The 20533-nt window shown below is 69.0% G+C and carries 18 protein-coding genes; 6 read left to right on the top strand and 12 right to left on the bottom strand.

The window, feature by feature from the left end:
- Positions 1-81: 81 nt before the first annotated feature.
- From ARC20_RS03345 to ARC20_RS03320, 6 genes are all read right to left on the bottom strand, one after another.
- Positions 82-1098, bottom strand: a complete 1017-nt coding sequence (locus tag ARC20_RS03345) for a cation diffusion facilitator family transporter (protein ID WP_057644315.1) — start codon at positions 1096-1098, stop codon at positions 82-84.
- A gap of 138 nt (positions 1099-1236) precedes the next feature.
- Entirely contained in the window at positions 1237-2124 is an 888-nt protein-coding gene (mmsB, locus tag ARC20_RS03340; protein ID WP_057644312.1) for a 3-hydroxyisobutyrate dehydrogenase, read from the bottom strand.
- Between the two features lie 13 nt (positions 2125-2137).
- Positions 2138-3289: an enoyl-CoA hydratase/isomerase family protein gene (locus ARC20_RS03335; protein ID WP_057644308.1), complete on the bottom strand. Its 1152-nt coding sequence runs from the start codon at positions 3287-3289 to the stop codon at positions 2138-2140.
- On the bottom strand, positions 3286-4083 hold the full coding sequence (locus tag ARC20_RS03330) for an enoyl-CoA hydratase (protein ID WP_057644307.1): 798 nt from the start codon (positions 4081-4083) through the stop codon (positions 3286-3288). Before ARC20_RS03330 ends, ARC20_RS03335 begins: the two co-directional genes overlap by 4 nt.
- Complete coding sequence (locus ARC20_RS03325; protein WP_057644303.1) at positions 4080-5261, bottom strand: acyl-CoA dehydrogenase family protein; 1182 nt, start codon at positions 5259-5261, stop codon at positions 4080-4082. Before ARC20_RS03325 ends, ARC20_RS03330 begins: the two co-directional genes overlap by 4 nt.
- 5 nt (positions 5262-5266) lie before the next feature.
- A complete protein-coding gene (locus ARC20_RS03320) occupies positions 5267-6772 on the bottom strand; it encodes a CoA-acylating methylmalonate-semialdehyde dehydrogenase (RefSeq protein WP_057644300.1) in 1506 nt (501 codons plus the stop codon).
- A gap of 118 nt (positions 6773-6890) precedes the next feature.
- On the opposite strand from ARC20_RS03320, the gene ARC20_RS03315 reads away from it, so the two are divergent.
- From ARC20_RS03315 to katG, 5 genes are all read left to right on the top strand, one after another.
- Positions 6891-8255, top strand: a complete 1365-nt coding sequence (locus ARC20_RS03315) for a helix-turn-helix domain-containing protein (RefSeq protein ID WP_057644296.1) — start codon at positions 6891-6893, stop codon at positions 8253-8255.
- 89 nt (positions 8256-8344) lie between these two features.
- Entirely contained in the window at positions 8345-10933 is a 2589-nt protein-coding gene (gene mutS, locus ARC20_RS03310) for a DNA mismatch repair protein MutS (protein WP_057644291.1), read from the top strand.
- A gap of 149 nt (positions 10934-11082) precedes the next feature.
- Positions 11083-12549, top strand: coding sequence for a catalase (locus ARC20_RS03305; RefSeq protein ID WP_057644288.1), 1467 nt, complete (start codon positions 11083-11085; stop codon positions 12547-12549).
- A gap of 115 nt (positions 12550-12664) precedes the next feature.
- Positions 12665-13288 (top strand): DUF937 domain-containing protein, encoded by a 624-nt coding sequence (locus ARC20_RS03300; protein ID WP_057644287.1) that lies wholly within the window; start codon positions 12665-12667, stop codon positions 13286-13288.
- Between the two features lie 301 nt (positions 13289-13589).
- Complete coding sequence (gene katG, locus ARC20_RS03295; RefSeq protein ID WP_057644283.1) at positions 13590-15836, top strand: catalase/peroxidase HPI; 2247 nt, start codon at positions 13590-13592, stop codon at positions 15834-15836.
- A 63-nt stretch (positions 15837-15899) separates the two neighbouring features.
- On the opposite strand, the gene ARC20_RS03290 is transcribed toward katG, so the two are convergent.
- Together ARC20_RS03290 and ARC20_RS03285 are read right to left on the bottom strand one after the other, a co-directional pair.
- Positions 15900-16307, bottom strand: coding sequence for an RNA-binding S4 domain-containing protein (locus tag ARC20_RS03290; protein ID WP_057644281.1), 408 nt, complete (start codon positions 16305-16307; stop codon positions 15900-15902).
- A complete protein-coding gene (locus tag ARC20_RS03285) occupies positions 16300-16560 on the bottom strand; it encodes a hypothetical protein (protein WP_146165842.1) in 261 nt (86 codons plus the stop codon). The genes ARC20_RS03290 and ARC20_RS03285 overlap by 8 nt, the downstream gene beginning before the upstream one ends.
- Positions 16561-16766: 206 nt before the next feature.
- On the opposite strand from ARC20_RS03285, the gene ARC20_RS03280 reads away from it, so the two are divergent.
- A complete protein-coding gene (locus tag ARC20_RS03280; RefSeq protein ID WP_057644276.1) occupies positions 16767-18218 on the top strand; it encodes an MATE family efflux transporter in 1452 nt (483 codons plus the stop codon).
- A 68-nt stretch (positions 18219-18286) separates the two neighbouring features.
- Here ARC20_RS03280 and rplS read toward each other — a convergent pair whose 3' ends face one another.
- From rplS to rpsP, 4 genes are all read right to left on the bottom strand, one after another.
- Positions 18287-18694, bottom strand: a complete 408-nt coding sequence (gene rplS, locus ARC20_RS03275) for a 50S ribosomal protein L19 (RefSeq protein ID WP_057644274.1) — start codon at positions 18692-18694, stop codon at positions 18287-18289.
- Between the two features lie 207 nt (positions 18695-18901).
- A complete protein-coding gene (trmD, locus tag ARC20_RS03270; protein ID WP_057644271.1) occupies positions 18902-19669 on the bottom strand; it encodes a tRNA (guanosine(37)-N1)-methyltransferase TrmD in 768 nt (255 codons plus the stop codon).
- A gap of 45 nt (positions 19670-19714) precedes the next feature.
- Positions 19715-20227: a ribosome maturation factor RimM gene (gene rimM, locus ARC20_RS03265; protein WP_057644398.1), complete on the bottom strand. Its 513-nt coding sequence runs from the start codon at positions 20225-20227 to the stop codon at positions 19715-19717.
- Between the two features lie 40 nt (positions 20228-20267).
- Positions 20268-20528, bottom strand: coding sequence for a 30S ribosomal protein S16 (gene rpsP, locus ARC20_RS03260; protein ID WP_057644269.1), 261 nt, complete (start codon positions 20526-20528; stop codon positions 20268-20270).
- Positions 20529-20533: the final 5 nt, after the last annotated feature.

The following is a 20533-nucleotide window of genomic DNA, read 5'->3' as shown; positions in this document are numbered from 1 at the left end:
TCGCTGCCCATGCAATGAAAAACGCCGCCTTCGGGCGGCGTTTTTCTTGAGGCCTCGCAGGCGCAACCCCGCGTGCGCACCTCAGCGATGCGTATGCCCGTGATGCCCCTGCGCATCGGCGCCGTGGTCGTGGTCGTGGCCGTGGTCGTCGTCATGCGCATGCCCGGCATGGTCGTGCGCGCCATGCGCCGCATGCCCCTTCCCCGCCTGCACCGCGCACGCATCGCCGCAGTGGTCGGCTTCGACCTGCAGCGTCACATGGTCGATCTCGAACTTCGCGTGCAGCAGCGTGGCCAGCGCGCGGCGCAGGCCGTCGCTGTCCGTACCCTCCGCCGCCACGACATGCGCGGTCAACGCCGGCGTGCTCGAGGCCAGCGCCCATACGTGCAGGTCGTGCACGTCCACCACGCCGGGCTGCGCGCACAACGCCGCGCGCACCGCCGCCAGGTCCACGCCCTTGGGCACGCCTTCCAGCAATACGTTGAACGCCTCGCGCAGCAGCAACCAGGTGCGCGGCAGCACCCACAGGCCGATCAGCACCGCCAGCACCGGGTCGATCCACTGCCAGCCGGTGAAGCGGATCGCCAGCGCGCCGAGGATCACCGCCACCGAGCCGAGCATGTCGCTCCACACTTCCAGGTAGGCGCCCTTCACGTTGAGGCTCTCGCCGGCGCCGGCACGCAGCAGGCGCATGGCGATGAGGTTGACCACCAGGCCGAAAGCGGCGATCACCAGCATGCCGGTCTCGCCCACCGCCTGCGGCGTGCGGAAGCGCTGCGCGGCCTCCCACAGGATGTAGGCGCCGACGCCGAACAGCAGCGCACCGTTGGCCAGCGCGCCGAGCGCCTCCAGCCGCGCGTAGCCATAGGTGCGCTTGGCATCGGGCGGGCGGCGGCTCAGGCGCACGGCGACCAGCGCGATCATCAGGCCGAGCGTGTCGGTGGCCATGTGCGCGGCATCGGACAGTAGCGCCAGGCTGCCGGTGACGAAGGCGCCGACGATCTCGGCGACGAGGAAGCTGCCGGTGAGGGCGAGTGCCCACCACAGCGGCTTCTCGTGGCGGATCTCGCTGGGGGCGTGGTTGTGGTCGTGTCCCATCGCGCATGTTCCTTGAACTGGCCGCCACGATAGGCGGCCGGTGCGCGCGGAGACTATTACACGCGGGTGGCTCGGGTCCGTTCGTGGCTGCACGCATCGGCCGCGGGCCCTCCCCCGCGGCGCGATGCGTCGCCCTCCTCAGTTCTCGGAGACCAGCTTCACCACCGAGGAGAAATCCAGCTTGCCGTTGCCGGCGCGGCTGTTCATCGCATAGAGATTGCGTGCCAGCTCGCCCAGCGGGATCGAAGCGCCCACGCCCATCGCCGCCTCCACCGCCAGCCCCAGGTCCTTGAGCATCAGGTCGTTGCCGAAGCCGCCCGTATACCCGCGCGAGGCCGGCGCATTCTCCAGCACGCCCGGCCACGGGTTGCACACTTCGGTGGCCCAGCTGCGGCCGGTGCTCACCGCCATCATCTGCGAGAGCACCTTGGCATCCAGCCCGTGCGCCGTGCCCAGCGCGATGGCCTCGCCGGTCACCGCCATGATCACGCCCAGCGCCATGTTGTTGCACAGCTTGGCCACCTGCCCCGCGCCGCTGTCGCCGACGTGGAAGATGTTCTTGCCCATCGCCTGCAGGAACGGCCGCGCGCGTTCCAGCGCCTCGGCGCCCCCGCCCACGATGAAGGTCAGCGTGCCGGCGGCCGCGCCGGCGGTGCCGCCGGAGACCGGCGCGTCGAGCATCTGCAGGCCACGCGCGGCCGCGGCTTCGGCCACCTTGCGCGCACTGGCCGGGGCGATGGTGCTGCAGTCGATCACCAGCGCGCCGGCCGGGATCTTCTCCAGGATGCCGTGCTCGCCGAGGTAAAGGCCTTCGACGTGGCGGCTCGCCGGCAGCATCGAGATGACCACCTCGGCGTCGGCCAGCGTATCGGCAGCCGAAGTGGCGGCGCTGGCGCCGGCGGCCACGGCGGCCTCCAGCGCGGCGGGCACCAGGTCGAACACGCGCAGCACGTGACCGGCCTTGGCGAGGTTGGCGGCCATCGGCCCGCCCATGTTGCCCAGTCCGATGAAAGCGATCCGGCTCATTGCAATGTCTCCGTCAGGCGTGGCCCAGGTCGGCCAGCGGGTGCGCCGCGGCCGTCCAGGGGGATTGGAAGAAGGTTTCGGCCCACGCCGCATCGGCGTGCGCCAGCAGCGCCGGATTCCAGTGCGGCTGGCGATCCTTGTCGATCAGCAGTGCGCGGATGCCCTCGGCGAAATCGCCGTGCGCGGCGGCATGCAGCGCCACCACGTACTCGGTGCGGAACGTTCCTGCCAGGGTGCGGGTGTCATCGCTGTGCTGCAACGCCCAGGCGAGGCGCGCCGAACCGGGCGAACCGGCGGCCAGCGTGGCGCGCGCGGTCTGCAACCACGGGTCTTCGCTGGACAGCGCGCCGATCGCCGAGACCACCTGCTCCAGCGAGCCGCTGGACACCAGGTGTTCGATCAGCTCGGCGTGCATCTGCAGCGGACCGGGCGAGAGTGGCTGGGCGAGGCCTTGCAGGAATTCGCCCAGGCGGGCGCGATCCTGCGTGGCATCGCCGCGCCATGCATGCGCGGCCAGCGCATCGATGACCGCGTCGTACTGCGCGTGCTCCAGCTGGTAATCGGCCAAGCCGGCGTAGATCGCGTCGCTGGCGTTCAACGGCGCACCGGTCAGCGCGAGGAAGATGCCCGCGCCGCCCGGCACGCGCCGCATCAGCCAGCTGCCGCCGACGTCCGGGAACAGGCCCACGGTGATTTCCGGCATCGCCAGTTTCGAGCGTTCGGTGACCACGCGGTGGCTGGCGCCGGACATCAGCCCGATGCCGCCGCCCATCACGATGCCGTGGCCCCAGCACAGGATCGGCTTGGGATAGGTGTGGATGAAGTAGTCGAGGCGGTATTCCTCCTCGAAGAACTGCGCGGCATGGCGGTTGGCGGTGATGTCGCGGGCACCGGACTGGCGGTACTCGACCATGCTGCGGTACAGGCCATGCAGGTCGCCGCCGGCGCAGAACGCCTTGTCGCCGGCGCCGCGCAGCACCACGCAGGCCACCGTGTCGTCGGCCGCCCAGGCCCGCAGTTGCGCGTCGAGCAGCCGCGTCATGTCCAGCGAGAGGCCGTTGAGCGTCTTCGGCGCGTTGAGCGTGGCGATGCCGATGCGATGGCCTGCCTGGCCGTCGCGGGTTTCGAACAGCACCGGGGCTTCGTGGGCGTCGGCGATGTTCATGCGTTCGTCCACTGCGCGGCGCGCTTTTCCAGGAAGGCGTTGACGCCTTCGACCTGGTCGGCGGTATCGAACAGGTCGACGAACGCCTCGCGCTCGGCGACCAGCGCCGCGGCGTGGCTGCCATGGCGGGTGGACTGCACCAGCGTCTTGCACGCCGCCACGCTGCCCGGGCTCTGCTTGCCGGCCTTGTGCGCCCACTCCAGCGCGCGCGCCTTCGCTTCGCCCTTGCCCACCACTTCTTCGACCAGGCCGATGCGCAGCGCGGTGTCCGCATCCACGCGCTCGCCCAGCAGGATCATCCGCTTCGCCCAGCCCTCGCCCACCAGGCGCGGCAGGTTCTGCGTGCCGCCCGCGCACGGCAGCAGGCCCACGGTGGCTTCCGGCAAGGCCATCTGCGCATGCGACTCGGCGATGCGCAGGTCGCAGGCCAGCGCGCATTCCAGCCCGCCGCCCATCGCATAACCGTTGATCGCGGCAATGGACACGCCGCGGAACGCGCTCAAGGCCTCGAACGCCTCGCCGAAACGACGCGCCGCCTCGCGCGCGGCGCCCTTGTCGCCGGAGGCGAACTGCTTGAGGTCGGCGCCGGCGGAGAAGAACTTCTCGCCCTCGCCGGTCACCACCAGCGCGTAGATGCCACGGTCGGCATCGAGCGCCTTCACCAGGTCGCGCAGCGCCGCCAGGCTGTGCACGGTCCAGGTGTTGGCCGGCGGATGGCTCAGGGTCACGAGGGCGACATGCCCATCGCGCTCGACCTTCAGGCCGGTGTGCTCGCGCTGCAGCCAATCGCTCATCGCAGTTCCTCCTCGGTGCTCAGCAGGTGGCGGGCGATGATCATGCGCATCACCTCGTTGGTGCCTTCCAGGATGCGATGCACGCGGCTGTCGCGCAGCAGGCGCTCGATCGGGTACTCGCGGATGTAGCCATAGCCGCCGTGGATCTGCAGCGCCTCGTCGCAGATCGCGAAGCCCGCATCGGTGGCGAAGCGCTTGGCCATCGCGCACCACACGGTGGCGTCGCGCGCGCCGGCATCGAGCTTGCGCGCGGCGGTGTGCACCATCTGCCGGGCGGCGACCAGCTGGGTCGCCATGTCGGCCAGCTTGAACTGCAGCGCCTGGAAATCGGCCAGCTTCTTGCCGAACTGGCGGCGTTCGCCCATGTAGCGGCGCGCCGCATCCAGCGCGCCCTGCGCGGCGCCCAGCGAGCAGGCCGCGATATTGATGCGGCCGCCGTCCAGCGCCTTCATCGCCAGCTTGAAGCCCTCGCCTTCCTTGCCGAGCAGGTTGCCCGCCGGAATGCGCACGCCTTCGAAAGTGACGCCGCGGGTGGGCTGGCTGTTCCAGCCCATCTTCTCTTCCTTGCGCCCGTAGCTGATGCCCTTGGCATCGGCCGGCACCACGAAGGCGCTGATGCCGCGCGCGCCCTCTTCGCCGGTGCGCGCCATCACCACCAGCACGTCGGTGGAACCGGCGCCGGAGATGAAGGCCTTGCTGCCGTCGAGCACGTACTCATCGCCCTCGCGCACCGCGCGGGTCTTCAGCCCGGCGGCGTCGGAGCCGGCGCCCGGCTCGGTGAGGCAATATGAGGCCAGCTTCTCGCCGCTGGTCAGCAGCGGGCCCCAGTGCTGGCGCACCGGTTCCTGGGCGAAGCTGGCGATCAACCAGGTCGCCATGTTGTGGATGGAGAAAAACGCCGAGGTCGAAGGATCGACCGCCGCCATCTCCTCGAACACGATCGCCGAATCCAGGCGCTTCAGGCCCAGGCCGCCGTACGCCTCGTCGGTGTACAGGCCGCAGAAGCCCAGCTCGCCGCCCTTGGCCAGCGCCTCGCGCGGGAAGTGGCCTTCTTCGTCCCACTTGGCGGCATGCGGGGCCAGTTCCTTCTGCGCGAACTCGCGCGCGGCCTGGCGGAACGCCTCCTGCTCTTCGTTGAGGTCGGCCGTGTCGAACGGCAAATTCATCGCGGCATTCATGGCGGTCACTTCAGGTTGATGGTGGTGTTGACGCCGTGGCCCAGCGTGCTGTCGTCGAACCAGCGCGCGGTCACGGTCTTGGTCTGGGTGTAGAACATCACCACCTGCTTGCCGTACGGGCCGAGGTCGCCGAGCTTGGAAGCGCGCGAACCGGTGAAGGAGAACAGCGGCACCGGCACCGGGATCGGCACGTTGATGCCGACCTGGCCGACGTCGATGTCTTCCTGGAACTTGCGCGCGGCCGCGCCGGACTGGGTGAACAGCGCGGTGCCGTTGCCATTCGGGTTGGCGTTGACCAGGGCGACGGCGTCATCGAGCGTTTCGGCTTCGAGGATGACCAGCACCGGCCCGAAGATTTCCTCGTCGTAGATGCGCATGCCCGGCTTGACGCCGGAGAAGATCGTCGGGCCGACGAAGTTGCCCTGCTCGTAACCGGCCACGTGCGGCTTGCGGCCGTCCAGTTCGAGCGTGGCGCCCTGTTCGATGCCCGAGGCGATCAGGCCTTCGACGCGCTCGCGCGCCGCGCAGGAAATCAGCGGGCCGACATCGGTGCCGCTCTCCGTGCCGCCGTTGACCTTCAGCGTCTTCGCCTTGGCCACCAGCTCGGGAATCCAGCTGCGCGCCTCGCCCACCAGCACCAGCGTGGAGGCGGCCATGCAGCGCTGGCCCGCCGCGCCGAACGCCGCGCCGGCCATCGCGTTGAGGGTCTGTTCCTTGTTGGCGTCCGGCAGCACGACGGCGTGGTTCTTCGCGCCCATCATGCACTGCACGCGCTTGCCGGCCAGCGAGGCGCGGTGGTAGACGTGGGTGCCGACCTTGGTCGAACCGACGAACGACACCGCCTTGATGTCCGGGTGGTCGCAGATCGCGTTCACCACGTCCGGGCCACCGTGCACGACGTTGAGCACGCCCTTCGGAATGCCGGCTTCCAGGGCCAGTTCGACCAGCCGCATGGTGACCATCGGGTCCTGCTCGGACGGCTTGAGCACGAACGTGTTGCCGGTGGCGATCGCCATCGGGAACATCCACAGCGGGATCATCGCCGGGAAGTTGAAGGGGGTGATGCCGGCGCACACGCCCAGCGGCTGCATCAGCGTGTAGGTGTCCACGCCGGTGGCGACGTTGTTGGCCAGCTCGCCCAGCTGCAGGTTGCCGATGGCCGCGGCGTGCTCCACCACTTCCAGCCCACGGAACACGTCGCCCTCGGCGTCGGGCAGGGTCTTGCCCTGCTCGGCGGTGAGCAGCGCGGCCAGCTCGCCCATGTGCTCGCGGATCAGCTGCTGGTACTTCAGGAAGATGCGCGCGCGGGTGCCGATGGGGGTCTTGCGCCAGGTCTTGAAGGCCTCCCTGGCGGCGGCGACGGCGGCATCGACCTCGGCGCTGGTGCAGAACGGCACCTTCGCCAGCACGGCCTGGGTGGCGGGGTTGACCACGTCCTTCCAGTCGGTGGAGGCCGATTCGACGAATTCGCCGTCGATCAGCAGGGAGACGCGGGAGATGGACTCGCTCATGGGGATGACACCGGCAGCGGAAGAATGTTCGCATTGTTCGCAAACGCCCACCGGGATTCAGCCCATCCGGCGCTTAATCGCGCTAAGCTGCGAACAACATTCTGCGAAGTTTGCGAAGATGCCTGTCTCCCAACGCCAGCTGGGGCTGCGCCTGCAGCGCCTGCGCCAGCGCCATGGCCTGACCCAGGCCGAGCTGGCGCGGCGGCTCGGGCTCTCGCCGAGCTACCTGAACCAGATCGAGCGCAACCAGCGCCCGCTCACCCTGGCGGTGCAGCAGCGGCTGAAGGACACGCTCGGGGAGATCGGCGGCCTGCTGGATCGCGACGACCCGGCCGCCCTGGTCGACCCGCTCGAGGACACCCTGCGCGCGCTCGGCCATACCGCCGTCAGCCCGACCGAGCTGCGCGCCCTGGCCGGCAACCTGCCGCAGGTGGCCAACGCCCTGCTCGACCTGCACCGTGAGCACCGCCACCTGCAGGAACGCGCCGCCGCGCTGGAACTGCAGCTGGGCGGCAGCCACGGCGCCACGCCGCTGCTGTCCCCCGGCGACCACGTGCGCGACCACTTCAACCGCGAGCGCAACTACATCCCCGAGCTGGATGAGCGCGCCGAAGCGCTCTACGCCGAGCACGGCCTCACGCCGGACACCCTCGCCCCGCGCCTGCGCCAGCTGCTCGCCGACCGCCACGGCCTGCGCGTGCGCGTGGACGGACAGGCCGGCGACAAGCGGATGTACGACGCCGCCACCCGCACGTTGTGGCTGCCGGCCTGGCTGCAGCCGGGCCAGCAGGCGTTCCAGATGGCCGCGCAGCTGGCGCTGCTGGAACACGGCACGCTGATCGACCTGCTGATCGCCCGCGCCGGCTTCGACGATGCCGAACGCATCGCGCTGGCACGCATCGGCTTCTCCAACTACTACGCCGGCGCGCTGGTGATGCCCTACGGCGAATTCCTGCGCAGCGCCGAGGACAGCCGCTACGACATCGAATGGCTGGCGCAGCGCTTCGCGGTCGGCTTCGAGGCGGTATGCCATCGCCTGAGCACGCTGCAGCGACGCAACGCCCCGGGGCTGCCGGTGTTCTTCATGCGCGTAGACCGCGCGGGCAACGTCTCCAAGCGGCATTCGTCCACCGATTTCCACTTCTCGCAGGTCGGCGGCACCTGCCCGCTGTGGATCGTGTACGAGGCGTTCAACCAGCCCGGCCGCATCCTTACCCAGGTCGCGCGGATGCCCGATGGTCGCCAGCATTTCTGGCTGGCGCGGCAGGTCAGCAGCGGGCCGCCGGGCTTCGGGCAGCCGCGCAAGACCTTCGCGCTGGCGCTGGGTTGCGACCTGCGCCATGCCGGGCGCTGGGTGTATTCGCGCGGGCTGGATCTGCAAGGCGGCAGCGCGGTGCCGATCGGCCCGGGTTGCCTGACCTGCGAACGCATGGATTGCCTACAGCGCGCCTTCCCGCCGCTGCGCCGTTTGGGCCCTGGCTGAGGCGAAAGCGGCGGCTCGGCGGCGGGCGCATCCACTACACTTGCCTGCTCGCTGGCCACGCGCCGCGCCGTCCCCCTGCAGCAGGTTCCATGAAGTCGGAAAAAGCCCAAGAACACACCCCGCTGATGAAGCAGTTCTTCGCAGCCAAGGTCGAGTACCCCGACCTGCTGCTGTTCTTCCGCATGGGCGACTTCTACGAGCTGTTCTACGACGACGCGCGCAAGGCCGCGCGGCTGCTGGACATCACCCTCACCCAGCGCGGCAGTTCGGGCGGCGCGCCGATCCCGATGGCCGGCGTGCCGGTGCACGCCTACGAAGGCTACCTGGCACGGCTGGTGGCGCTGGGCGAATCGGTCGCCATCTGCGAGCAGATCGGCGACCCGGCACTGGCCAAGGGACTGGTCGAACGCAAGGTGGTGCGCATCGTCACTCCCGGCACCGTCACCGACGAGGCGCTGCTGGACGAGCGCCGCGACACCCTGCTGATGGCGCTCTCGCGCAGCAAGGCCGGCTACGGCCTGGCGTGGGCGGACCTGGCCGGCGGCCGCTTTCTGGTCAACGAGGTCGACAGCGAGGACGCGCTGGAAGCCGAACTGGCGCGGCTCGAACCCGCCGAACTGCTGATTCCCGACGAGGAAGGCTGGCCGGAATTCCTGCGCCAGCGCACCGGCCTGCGCCGCCGCGCGCCGTGGCTGTTCGACAGCGACAGCGGCCGCCGCCAGCTGCTGGCCTTCTTCAAGCTGCACGACCTCACCGGTTTCGGCATCGAGGAACGCCCGCGCGCGATCGCCGCGGCCGGTGCGCTGCTCGGCTACGTCGAAGAAACCCAGAAGCAGCGCCTGCCGCACCTCACCGCCATCGCGATGGAGAACGCCGGCGAGGCGATCGCGATGAACGCCGCCACGCGCCGCCACCTGGAACTGGACACGCGCGTGGATGGCGATACCCGCCACACCCTGCTCGGCGTGCTCGACAGCACGGTCTCGCCGATGGGTGGGCGCCTGCTGCGGCGCTGGCTGCATCGCCCGCTGCGCCTGCGCGAGGTGCTGGTGCAGCGCCACCACGCGGTGGGCACGCTGATCGACCGCGGCACCGATGCCGACCTGCGCGAGCGCTTCCGCGCGCTCGGCGACATCGAACGCATCCTCACCCGCGTGGCGCTGCGCTCGGCGCGCCCGCGCGACATGTCCACGCTGCGCGACGGCCTGGGCATGCTGCCGGATATCGCCGCCCTGCTCTCGCCGCTGGATTCGCCGCGCCTGCAGGCGCTGGCCGCCGAACTCGGCGAGCATGCGCAGGTCGCGCACCTGCTCGCCAGCGCGGTGGCGCCGCAGCCGCCGCTCAAGCTCAGCGACGGCGGCGTGATCGCCAGCGACTACGACGCCGAACTCGACGAATTGCGCCGGCTGTCCACGAACGCCGACCAGTTCCTGATCGACCTGGAACTGCGCGAGCGCGAGACCAGCGGCATCCCGACGCTGAAGGTCGGCTACAACCGCGTGCATGGCTATTACATCGAGGTCAGCAAGGGCCAGGCCGACAAGGCGCCGCTGCACTACAGCCGCCGCCAGACGCTGGCCAACGCCGAGCGTTACATCACCGAGGAACTGAAGTCCTTCGAGGACAAGGTGCTCTCGGCGCGCGAGCGCTCGCTCTCGCGCGAGAAACTGCTGTACGAAGGCCTGCTCGATGCGCTGGGCGAACACCTGGAGCCGCTCAAGCGCTGCGCCGCCGCGCTGAGCGAGCTGGACGTGCTGGCCGCCTTCGCCGAACGCGCGCAGGCGCTGGACTGGGCGCAGCCGGAACTGGATACCGCGCCTTGCCTGCGCATCGAACGCGGCCGCCACCCGGTGGTGGAGGCGGTGCGCGAGCAGCCGTTCGAGCCCAACGACCTGGACCTGCACCCGGACCGTCGCATGCTGGTGATCACCGGCCCGAACATGGGCGGCAAATCGACCTACATGCGGCAGAACGCTTTGATCGTGCTGCTGGCGCACATCGGCAGCTACGTGCCGGCGAGCCGCGCGGTGATCGGGCCGATCGACCGCATCCTCACCCGCATCGGCGCCGGCGACGACCTCGCCAAGGGCCAGTCGACCTTCATGGTCGAGATGGCCGAGACCAGCTACATCCTGCATCACGCCACCGCGCAATCGCTGGTGCTGATGGACGAGATCGGCCGCGGCACCTCCACTTACGACGGCCTGGCGCTGGCCGATGCGGTCGCGCGCCACCTGGCGCATCGCAACCGCTGCTACACGCTGTTCGCCACGCATTACTTCGAACTCACCGCGCTGGCGGACGAATCGGTCGAGGGCGGCCCGAGCGGCATCGCCAACGTGCACCTGGATGCGGTGGAGCATGGCGAATCGCTGGTGTTCATGCATGCGGTGAAGGAAGGCCCGGCCAACCGCAGCTTCGGCCTGCAGGTGGCCGCGCTGGCGGGCCTGCCCCGCGACACGGTGGCGCAGGCACGCCGGCGCCTGGCGGAGCTGGAGCAGCGCGGCGGCGAAACGCATGCGGCGCAGATGGCGCCGCAATCGCTGGACGCGCCGCAGCAGTTCGGATTGTTCACGCCGAACTCGGCCGCGCTCGACGCCCTGCAGGCGCTGGACCCGGACGAGCTGACGCCCAAGCAGGCGATGGAAGCGCTCTACCGGATCAAGGCGTTGCTCTGACGCCAACGCGCACGGGCAGGCATCGTCCGTCGCGATACCTGGGAAAGATCGCACCGATCCATTTTTTTCATCGAAGCAGTGCCGGAATTCGATTTCCCGGCATCCGGCATGGACGTAGCCTGCGGACTCTTTCCTGCAGGACACTCCCGATGAGCAAGCCCGCTTCCGGCAGCCAACCCGGACAATGCCCGCTGACCACCGCCTTCGGCGCGCCGGTCGTCGACAACGAAAACAGCCTGACCGCCGGCCCGCGCGGTCCCTTGCTGATGCAGGACGTGTGGCTGATAGAAAAACTCGCCAACCTCAATCGCGAGGTCATTCCCGAGCGCCGCATGCATGCCAAGGGGTCCGGCGCCTTTGGCCACTTCACCGTGACCCATGATCTTTCCCGGCACACGCGCGCCAGGCTGTTCGGCGAGGCCGGCAAGCGCACCGACGTGTTCGTGCGCTTCTCCTCGGTGGCCGGTGAACGCGGCGCCGCCGACGGCGAGCGCGACATCCATGGCTTCGCGGTGAAGTTCTACACCGAGGAAGGCAACTGGGACTTGGTGGGCAACAACACGCCGGTCTTCTTCGTGCGCGACCCGCGCAAGTTCGCCGACCTCAACAAGGCGGTGAAGCGCGACCCGCGCAGCAACCTGCGCTCGGCCGCGCACAACTGGGATTTCTGGACCCTGCTCCCCGAGGCGCTGCACCAGATCACCATCGTGATGAGCGAACGCGGCATTCCCGCCGGCTATCGCCACATGCATGGCTTCGGCTCGCACACCTACAGCCTGGTCGATGCGCAGGGCCAGCGCAGCTGGGTGAAGTTCCACTGGCGCACCCAGCAGGGCGTGCGCAACCTCACCGACGCCGAGGCGGCCGCCATGATCGGCCGGGATCGCGAGAGCTACCAGCGCGACCTGTACGAGGCGATCGAGCGCGGCGAGTTCCCGCGCTGGACGCTGTACGTGCAGGTCATGCCGGAGGCCGACGCGCACAAGGTGCCCTACCACCCGTTCGACCTCACGAAGATCTGGCCGCATGCGGACTATCCGCTGATCGAGGTCGGCGAGATGGAACTGAACCGGAATCCGGACAACTACTTCGCCGACGTCGAGCAATGCGCGATGGCACCGAACAACCTGGTACCGGGGATCGGCATCTCGCCCGACAAGATGCTGCAGGCGCGCATGTTCGCCTACTCCGACGCGCAGCGTTACCGCCTGGGCGTGAACCACCACCAGGTGCCGGTGAACGCGGCACGCTGCCCGGTGCACAGCAACCATCGCGATGGCGCCATGCGCGTGGACGGCAACTACGGCGGCACGCGGCATTACACGCCCAACAGCTACGGGCTGTGGTCCGAGCAGCCGGCCTACCGCGACCCGCCGCTGCCGATCGACGCCGGCGGTGGCGACTTCTGGAATTTCCGCGACGACGACAATGACTGGTATACCCAGCCCGGCAACCTGTTCCGCCTGATGTCCGACGCGCAGCGACAAGTGCTGTTCGAGAACACCGCGCGGGCGATGGGCGATGCGCCCGAGTTCATCAAACGCCGGCATATCGGCAACTGCGAGCGCGCCGATCCCGCGTATGGCGCGGGCGTGGCGAAGGCGCTCGGGCTCTAGCCACCGCGCCCGGCGGGCCGCAGGGGCGGCAGAGGTGCGGTGCCGTAGACACTGCGGTAATGCGCCTCTGCTAGCCTCGGTGGCCCGCCACCCCCGGCCTCGCCAGGACGCTGCCATGAGCACCACGCCGCTCGCCAACAACCTCCTCCAACAGCTGCAGGGAGGGGGTATCGAACAGATCGCCTCGCAGCTCGGCGTGCAGCCCGCGCAGGCGCAATCCGCGGTCGCCACCGCCCTGCCGCTGTTGATGGGCGCGCTCGGCCGCAACGCGCAGCAACCCGAAGGCGCCGATGCCCTGCTCGGCGCGCTGCAGCGCGACCACGCGCCGCCGCAGGGCGGGCTGGATCTCGGCGGCCTGCTCGGCTCGGTGCTGGGCGGCGGCGGCGCCAGTCCGCAGACCGACGGCGCCGGCATCCTCGGTCACATCTTCGGCGGCAGCGCACCGCAGGCCGCCAGTGGGCTCGGCCAAGTCACCGGCCTGGACAGTGGCCGCTCGGGCCAGCTCCTGCAGATCCTCGCGCCGATCGTGCTGTCCTTCCTCGCGCAGCGTTTCCTCGGTGGCGGCAGCGGCGATGCCACGCAGCTGAGCCAGGCGCTCGGCGCCGAACACCAACAGGCGCGCGCCGAGCCCGGCCTCTCCGGCCTGCTCGGCAACGTGCTCGACCAGGACGGCGATGGCCAGCTCGGCGTCGGCGATCTCCTCAAGCTCGGCACCGGCCTGTTCGGCAACAAGGGGTAAGCCCCCGACGTGCGATGCGTTGCATGACGCATCGCACCATAGCTGACGGCTATCAGGCCGTTCGGTTTATTCGAATTCACCTAGTGATCGGCGTTACTTATCGTCTTCAGACCCCGTGAGGAGGAGCTCGCCATGCATCACCCGCGCGTCGCAGTGCCCCCGTCGTTGATTCCCGGTCGCCCCACGCGACAAGGCTAGCGCCCTCCGCCGAGTGACCTCGGCATGCACGTCCAATACCCAGGTATCCGGTCCGGGAAGGATCGGATGTTGCTCAGTGCCCAAGAACCAAGGTGGACATTCCATGACCAGCGAAGCGAAGTGCCCGTTCAACCATGCCGCCGGTGGCGGTACCCACAACAAGGACTGGTGGCCGAACCAGCTGCGCGTCGACCTGCTGCACCAGCATTCGACCAAATCCAATCCACTCGGTGAAGCCTTCGATTACGCCGAAGCCTTCAAGCAACTCGACTACGCCGCACTGAAGGCCGACCTCAAGGCACTGATGACCGACTCGCAGGACTGGTGGCCTGCCGACTTCGGCCACTACGGCCCGTTGTTCATCCGCATGGCGTGGCATGCCGCCGGCACCTACCGCATCGGCGACGGCCGCGGCGGCGGCGGCCGCGGCCAGCAGCGCTTCGCGCCCCTCAACAGCTGGCCGGACAACGTGAGCCTGGACAAGGCGCGTCGGCTGCTGTGGCCGATCAAGCAGAAATACGGCCAGGCGATTTCCTGGGCCGACCTGATGATCCTCACCGGCAACGTCGCGCTGGAATCGATGGGCTTCAAGACCTTCGGCTTCGGTGGCGGCCGTCCCGACACCTGGGAGCCGGACCAGGACGTGTACTGGGGCAACGAGAAGACCTGGCTGGGCGGCGACATCCGCTACGCCAAGAGCGAGCCGGGCGACGAGGAAGGCCAGCTGGTGGCCGATGCCGAACTGCACGGCCACGAACACGACCGCACCGACGACAAGGGCCGCAACCTGGAAAACCCGCTGGCCGCGGTGCAGATGGGCCTGATTTACGTGAACCCGGAAGGCCCGGACGGCAACCCCGACCCCCTCGCCGCCGCGCACGACATCCGCACCACGTTCGGGCGCATGGCGATGAACGATGAGGAGACCGTCGCGCTGATCGCCGGCGGCCATACCTTCGGCAAGACGCATGGCGCCGGCCCGGCGGACAACGTCGGCCGCGAGCCGGAAGGCGGCGAGCTGGAGGAGCAGGGCCTGGGCTGGAGCAACAGCTTCGGCAGCGGCAAGGGCGGCGACACCATCACCAGCGGCCTGGAGGTCACCTGGACCAGCACCCCCACCCGATGGACCCAGAACTTCTTCTGGAACCTGTTCGGCTTCGAGTGGGAATTGACCAAGAGCCCGGCCGGTGCGCACCAGTGGACGCCGAAGGGCGGCATGGGCGCGGGCACCGTGCCGCATGCGCATGACAAGGACAAGCGCATCGCGCCGGCCATGCTGACCACCGATCTCTCGCTGCGCTTCGACCCGGTGTACGAAAAGATCTCGCGCCGTTTCATGGAAGACCCGGAAGCGTTCGCCGATGCGTTCGCGCGCGCGTGGTTCAAACTCACGCACCGCGACATGGGCCCGCGCGCGCGCTACCTCGGCCCGGAAGTGCCGGCAGAGGAACTGATCTGGCAGGATCCGCTGCCCGCCGCCACGCAGCCGTCGCTCGACGAAGCAGACATCACCACGCTGAAGGACAAGATCGCCGGCGCCGGGTTGAGTGTCGCCGAGCTGGTCTCCACCGCGTGGGCGTCGGCGTCGACCTTCCGAGGCTCGGACAAGCGCGGCGGCGCCAATGGCGCGCGCATCCGGCTTGCACCGCAGAAGGACTGGGCGGTGAACAATCCGCCCGCGCTGGCCAAGGTGCTCAAGACGCTGGAAGGCATCCAGTCCGGCTTCGGCAAGGGCGTCTCGCTGGCCGACCTCATCGTGCTGGCCGGCAATGTCGGCGTCGAGCAGGCGGCCAAACAGGCCGGGGTGAACGTCAGCGTGCCGTTCGCGCCAGGCCGCGTGGATGCGAGCCAGGACCAGACCGACGTCGAGTCCTTCGAGCCGCTGGAACCGCGGGCCGATGGCTTCCGCAACTACACCAAGGCGCGCTTCGCGGTGCCCGCCGAACACCTGCTGATCGACCGCGCGCAGCTGCTCACGCTTACCGCGCCGGAAATGACAGTATTGATCGGCGGCCTGCGCGTGCTCGGCGCGAACGCCGACGGCAGCAACACCGGCGTGTTCACCGACAAGCCGGGCACGCTGAGCAACGACTTCTTCGTCAACCTGCTCGACATGGGCACCCAGTGGAAGCCGACCTCGAAGCATCGCGACACGTTCGAAGGCCGCGACCGCAACAGCGGCGAGGTGAAGTGGACGGCCTCGCGGGTGGACCTGGTGTTCGGTTCGAACTCCATCCTGCGCGCCAACGCCGAGGTCTATGCCAGCGCGGATGCCAAGCCGAAGTTCGTGCAGGACTTCGTCGCCGCATGGACCAAGGTGATGAACCTGGACCGCTTCGACCTGGCCTGATCTTTCTCGCTTGCGAAAACGCGAACGCCCCGGCCTGGCCGGGGCGTTTCGTTTTGCGTGGCGTCACAGGGCGTCGATATCACCGAGTGCGCGGATCAACCGCCGCGCGCGCTTGTCGGGGCGATGCTCCGGTGCCTGGTAGCCATCGCGGCGGGCGACGAGTTCGGCCCGCTGCTCGGCGCGCCGCTGCCGCGAGGCGTCGCTTTCTGCATATAGCTGCTGCGCCACCGGCGCGGGCCCGCGCTGTTCGCTCAGGCCCAACACCTGCACCTCGAAGACTTCCTCGCCGCGGACCACCCGCAGGGCCTGGCCCGGCCGCACGCTGCGCGAGGGCTTGGGCCGCTGCCCGTCCACGTCGACCTTGCCCGTCTCCACCGCCTGCTTGGCCAGGCTGCGGGTCTTGTAGAACCGCGCCGCCCACAACCAGATGTCCAGGCGGACGCCCTCCAGGGGAACTACCGTTTCAGTCATTCTTCTTGCCGAAATCCACCTTCATGGGGTCCTTGTTGCCCTGCCCGCTCGTCCAGTTCAAGCTGCGGTCGGTGCCGCAGTTGCGATCGCGCGCGGAGGTGCCGCTATCGCGCGAGGTAGTGAGCGGGTCGTCGCCCACCAGGCATTCGGGGCGCCGCGAGGCGATCGAATCGCCCTGCAGGCCGTTGTCGCTCGCGCAGCCGCCCAACAGCAGCATCGCGCCCATCACACCCAATCGCCAGCCCTTACGCATGGAATTCCTCGTCCGTGATCCGCGTGTCGCGGGGTCGGGCTGATCTTAGGCCCGCCTGCCGGCCGGCCACAAATGCCGGCGGTCACGTTTCCGAACTGGCATCCAGTGTAGGTCGAAAACGACCCGCGCCCCAGTGCCATCGGCAACCTGCCAGGCGCGGCAAGGCGGTGGTAGTGTGCGCCACTTCCCCACGGCATCCCGCGCGCATGGCCAAACCGACCCAGCTCACCGAAGGCCCCATCGGACGCAACCTGCTGCTGTTCGCGATGCCGATCCTGGCCGGCAACATGGCGCAGTCACTGAACGGTTCGGTGAATGCGATCTGGGTGGGGCGCTTCCTCGGCGAGTCCGCGCTGACGGCCACCGCGAACGCCAACAACATCATGTTCTTCCTGATCGGCTCGGTGTTCGGCATCGGCATGGCCGCCACCATCCTGATCGCCCAGGCCATCGGCGCCGGAAACACGCGCCAGGCGCGGCAGGTGATGGGCACCAGTGCGACGTTCTTCTTCGGGCTGTCGGTGGTGATCGCCGCGGTCGGCTGGGCGCTGTCCGGGCGCATGCTCGGCGCGATGGGCACCCCCGCCGACGCGTTGCCGCTGGCGGAGGCTTACCTGCGGGTGATCTTCCTGGCGATGCCGCTGCTGTACATGTTCGCCTTCCTGTCGGCGGCGCTGCGCGGCGCGGGCGATTCGCGCACGCCGTTCCGCTTCCTGCTGCTGTCCGTCGCGCTGGACATCGTGCTCAACCCGGTGCTGATCTTCGGCCTCGGGCCGGCGCCGAAACTGGGCATCGCCGGCGCGGCGTGGTCCACCCTGTTCGCGCAGGCCATCGCGCTGGCCGGCCTGCTGCTGTACATGCGCCACAAGCGCCACCTGCTGTGGCTCGGCCGCCACGACATGGCGATGTTCCGCATCGACATGGACATCCTGCGCGCGCTCATCGTCAAGGGCGTGCCGATGGGCCTGCAGATGGTGCTGATCTCGCTGGCGATGATCGCGATGATGACGATGGTCAACGGCTTCGGTACCGATACCGCGGCCGCGTACGGCGCGGCGATGCAGCTGTGGACGTATGTGCAGATGCCGGCGATGGCGATCGGCGCGGCATGTTCGTCGATGGCCGCGCAGAACGTCGGCGCCGGGCGCTGGGATCGCGTGGATGCGACCGCGCGCGACGGCGTGGCGATCAACTTCCTGATGACCGGCGTGCTGATCCTGCCGCTGATCCTGCTCGACCGCTGGACACTGGCGCTGTTCCTGCCGGCCGATGGCACGGCGCTGGAGATCGCGCGGCACCTCAACCACATCTCGATCTGGTCGTTCCTGCTGTTCGGCGTGACCTTCGTCGTCTCCGGCGTGGTGCGTTCGACTGGCGCGGTGATTCCGCCGCTGGTGATCCTCGGCCTGTCGCTGTGGGGCATCCGCGTGCCGTTCGCCAAGGGACTGATGCCGACGCTGGGCGCCGACGCGATCTGGTGGAGCTTCCCGACCAGCGCGGCGTGCGCGATGGTGATGTCGCTGGCGTATTACCGCTGGGGCCGCTGGCGCAAGGCGCACATGCTCACGCCGCACGCCAAGCCGCATCCGGAAGAAGTGGCGGTCCCGGCGGAAGTGCCGGCGCAACCGCCCTCGCCGGTCGCCGACAACGCGCCATAACCCAACAAAAAAGCCGCCCCGAAGGGCGGCTTTCCGTTTCGACGCGGCGGGCGAACCCGCGGTCGGAATTACTCGGCCTTGGCAGCGGCCTGGCGGGCAGCCTTGGCCTGCGCAGCGGCGGCCAGGTCTTCCTTGATGCGGGCAGCCTTGCCTTCCAGGCCACGCAGGTAGTACAGCTTGCCGGCGCGAACCTTGCCGCGGCGCTTCACTTCGACCGAGTCGATGGTGGCGCTGTGGGTCTGGAACACGCGCTCGACGCCGTAGCCGTGCGAGATCTTGCGGACGGTGAACGAGGAGTTCAGGCCGGCGTTCTTCGTGCCGATGACCACGCCTTCATAGGCCTGGACGCGCTCACGGTTGCCTTCCTTCACCTTCACGTTCACCACGACGGTGTCGCCCTGGCTGAACTTCGGCAGTTCACGGGTGATCTGGGCGGATTCGAATTCCGCGACGATGGACTTGTTCAGCTTGCTCATGGGGACACCGATATCTGTATTCGGGTGGTCGTGTCGTTTATCGACAGCGTGGGCTCATGCAGTCGCAGGATTGCGCCGCACGTTTGTTATGAGTGGGTCTTGCGGGGGTCTTGCAAATTCCGCCATCCGGGCCAAAGCCGGCCGATGGGAACGCGGCATGATAGCCGAACCGCCTGCCACGCGCTAGGGGCAAGCCCCGCGCGGGGATCAGCCGCCGGCGGGCTCCTCGCCCGGCCGGCCCTGCTGGCGGAACGCCTCCAGCAGTTTGCGGTCGGCCTTGTCCAGGCTGGCCTCGTCGAACAGGTCCGGCCGGCGCAGCCAGGTCCGCCCCAGCGACTGCTGGCGGCGCCAGCGCGCGATGGCGGCGTGGTTGCCCGAACGCAGCACCTCCGGCACGTCGCCCCACTCGTGGCTGGACGGGTGGGTGTAGTGCGGGCAATCCAGCAGGCCTTGCGGGCCCTCGAAACTGTCCTGGTCGGCGGATTCGGCGTCGTTGAGCGCGCCCTCCTGCAGCCGGGTCACCACGTCGATCAGCACCGCCGCGCCGAGCTCGCCGCCGGACAACACGTAGTCGCCGATGGAGATTTCCTCGTCGACTTCATGGTCCAGGAAGCGCTCGTCCACCCCCTCGTAGCGGCCGCACAGCAGGATCAGGCGCGGCAGCTTCGCCAGTTCGCGCGCACGCGGCTGGGTCAGCGGGCGGCCCTGCGGGCTGAGGTAGACCACCGGCGCCGGACGCTCGTCGGCCGCGCGCGCCGCCGCCAGGCAGTCACGCAGCGGCTCGATCATCATCACCATGCCCGGGCCGCCGCCGAACGGGCGATCATCCACGCGGCGATAGTTGCCACTGGCGTAATCGCGCGGATTCCAGCCCTGCAGTTCAAGCAAGCCACGCTCCTGCGCCCGCCCGACCACGCCGAACGCGGCGCACTGCTGGATGAACTCGGGAAACAGGCTGAGGACGTCGATGCGCATGGGCGGGTCGATCCGTGGCGGTGCCGGCGCGTGCCGGCGGGAAGATCAGAACTCCGGATCCCAGTCGACCACGATCCGGTTGGCCTCGAAATCGACCGACTGCACGAAATCCGGCTGGACGAAGGGAATCAGCCGCTCGCGGTCGCCGCGCACGGCCATCACGTCGTTGGCGCCGGTGGAGAACAGGTGCGACACCGTGCCCAGCTCGACACCCTCCACCGTGGAAACGGCGAGGCCTTCGAGATCGACCCAGTAATACTCGTCCGGCTTGGGCGGCGGCAAGGCGCTGCGCGGGACGAAGATCTCCGTGCCGCGCATGGCCTCGACCACGTCGCGGTCGGTAACCCCCGGCAGCTGGGCGGTCAGGTGCTTGCCCGACTCACGGCCACGCGCCCCGGTCATCTCGCGCTCGTCCCCGTTCGGGGCGCGCAGGATCCAGGGCTGGTAGCGGAAGATGGACAGTCGCGGCTCGGTCCAGGACTCGAGCTTGGCTTCACCGCGAATGCCAAAAGCGCCGACAATCCTGCCCAGCAGGATGCGGCGCCCGGTGTCTTTCATCATGCTGCTGATGGGGCCGCGCGAGGCGGCCCCTCCAGGATCAGGCCGCGACGGCCTGGGCCTTGGTCGCTTCCTTCACCAGGTTGCGGACCTTGTCGGTCAGCTGGGCGCCGTTCTTGACCCAATGGTCAACGCGGGCCAGGTCCAGCACGACGCGCTGCTCGGCGCCCTGCGCCACCGGGTTGTAGTAACCCAGGCGCTCGATGTTGCGGCCGTCGCGCGCAGCGCGCACGTCGGAAACGATGATGTGGTAGAACGGACGCTTCTTGGCGCCGCCACGGGTCAGGCGAATCTTGACCATTTTCT

This window comes from Stenotrophomonas panacihumi (assembly GCF_001431645.1).
Taxonomy (GTDB): Bacteria; Pseudomonadota; Gammaproteobacteria; order Xanthomonadales; family Xanthomonadaceae; genus Stenotrophomonas_A; species Stenotrophomonas_A panacihumi.
Note: the sequence above shows the minus strand (reverse complement) of the source record. Positions and strands in the feature narration are given on the sequence as shown.

What these genes read in the sequence shown, in the direction of transcription:
- mmsB (WP_057644312.1), bottom strand. Translation starts at nt 2,124, where the DNA reads ATGAGCCGGATCGCTTTCATCGGACTGGGCAACATGGGCGGGCCGATG.
- rplS (WP_057644274.1), bottom strand. Translation starts at nt 18,694, where the DNA reads ATGAGCAAGCTGAACAAGTCCATCGTCGCGGAATTCGAATCCGCCCAG.
- ARC20_RS03335 (WP_057644308.1), bottom strand. Translation starts at nt 3,289, where the DNA reads ATGAACATCGCCGACGCCCACGAAGCCCCGGTGCTGTTCGAAACCCGC.
- mutS (WP_057644291.1), top strand. Translation starts at nt 8,345, where the DNA reads ATGAAGTCGGAAAAAGCCCAAGAACACACCCCGCTGATGAAGCAGTTC.
- ARC20_RS03315 (WP_057644296.1), top strand. Translation starts at nt 6,891, where the DNA reads ATGCCTGTCTCCCAACGCCAGCTGGGGCTGCGCCTGCAGCGCCTGCGC.
- rimM (WP_057644398.1), bottom strand. Translation starts at nt 20,227, where the DNA reads ATGAAAGACACCGGGCGCCGCATCCTGCTGGGCAGGATTGTCGGCGCT.
- ARC20_RS03290 (WP_057644281.1), bottom strand. Translation starts at nt 16,307, where the DNA reads ATGACTGAAACGGTAGTTCCCCTGGAGGGCGTCCGCCTGGACATCTGG.
- ARC20_RS03320 (WP_057644300.1), bottom strand. Translation starts at nt 6,772, where the DNA reads ATGAGCGAGTCCATCTCCCGCGTCTCCCTGCTGATCGACGGCGAATTC.
- ARC20_RS03330 (WP_057644307.1), bottom strand. Translation starts at nt 4,083, where the DNA reads ATGAGCGATTGGCTGCAGCGCGAGCACACCGGCCTGAAGGTCGAGCGC.
- ARC20_RS03345 (WP_057644315.1), bottom strand. Translation starts at nt 1,098, where the DNA reads ATGGGACACGACCACAACCACGCCCCCAGCGAGATCCGCCACGAGAAG.
- ARC20_RS03300 (WP_057644287.1), top strand. Translation starts at nt 12,665, where the DNA reads ATGAGCACCACGCCGCTCGCCAACAACCTCCTCCAACAGCTGCAGGGA.
- rpsP (WP_057644269.1), bottom strand. Translation starts at nt 20,528, where the DNA reads ATGGTCAAGATTCGCCTGACCCGTGGCGGCGCCAAGAAGCGTCCGTTC.
- ARC20_RS03325 (WP_057644303.1), bottom strand. Translation starts at nt 5,261, where the DNA reads ATGAATGCCGCGATGAATTTGCCGTTCGACACGGCCGACCTCAACGAA.
- ARC20_RS03280 (WP_057644276.1), top strand. Translation starts at nt 16,767, where the DNA reads ATGGCCAAACCGACCCAGCTCACCGAAGGCCCCATCGGACGCAACCTG.
- ARC20_RS03285 (WP_146165842.1), bottom strand. Translation starts at nt 16,560, where the DNA reads ATGCGTAAGGGCTGGCGATTGGGTGTGATGGGCGCGATGCTGCTGTTG.
- ARC20_RS03305 (WP_057644288.1), top strand. Translation starts at nt 11,083, where the DNA reads ATGAGCAAGCCCGCTTCCGGCAGCCAACCCGGACAATGCCCGCTGACC.
- trmD (WP_057644271.1), bottom strand. Translation starts at nt 19,669, where the DNA reads ATGCGCATCGACGTCCTCAGCCTGTTTCCCGAGTTCATCCAGCAGTGC.
- katG (WP_057644283.1), top strand. Translation starts at nt 13,590, where the DNA reads ATGACCAGCGAAGCGAAGTGCCCGTTCAACCATGCCGCCGGTGGCGGT.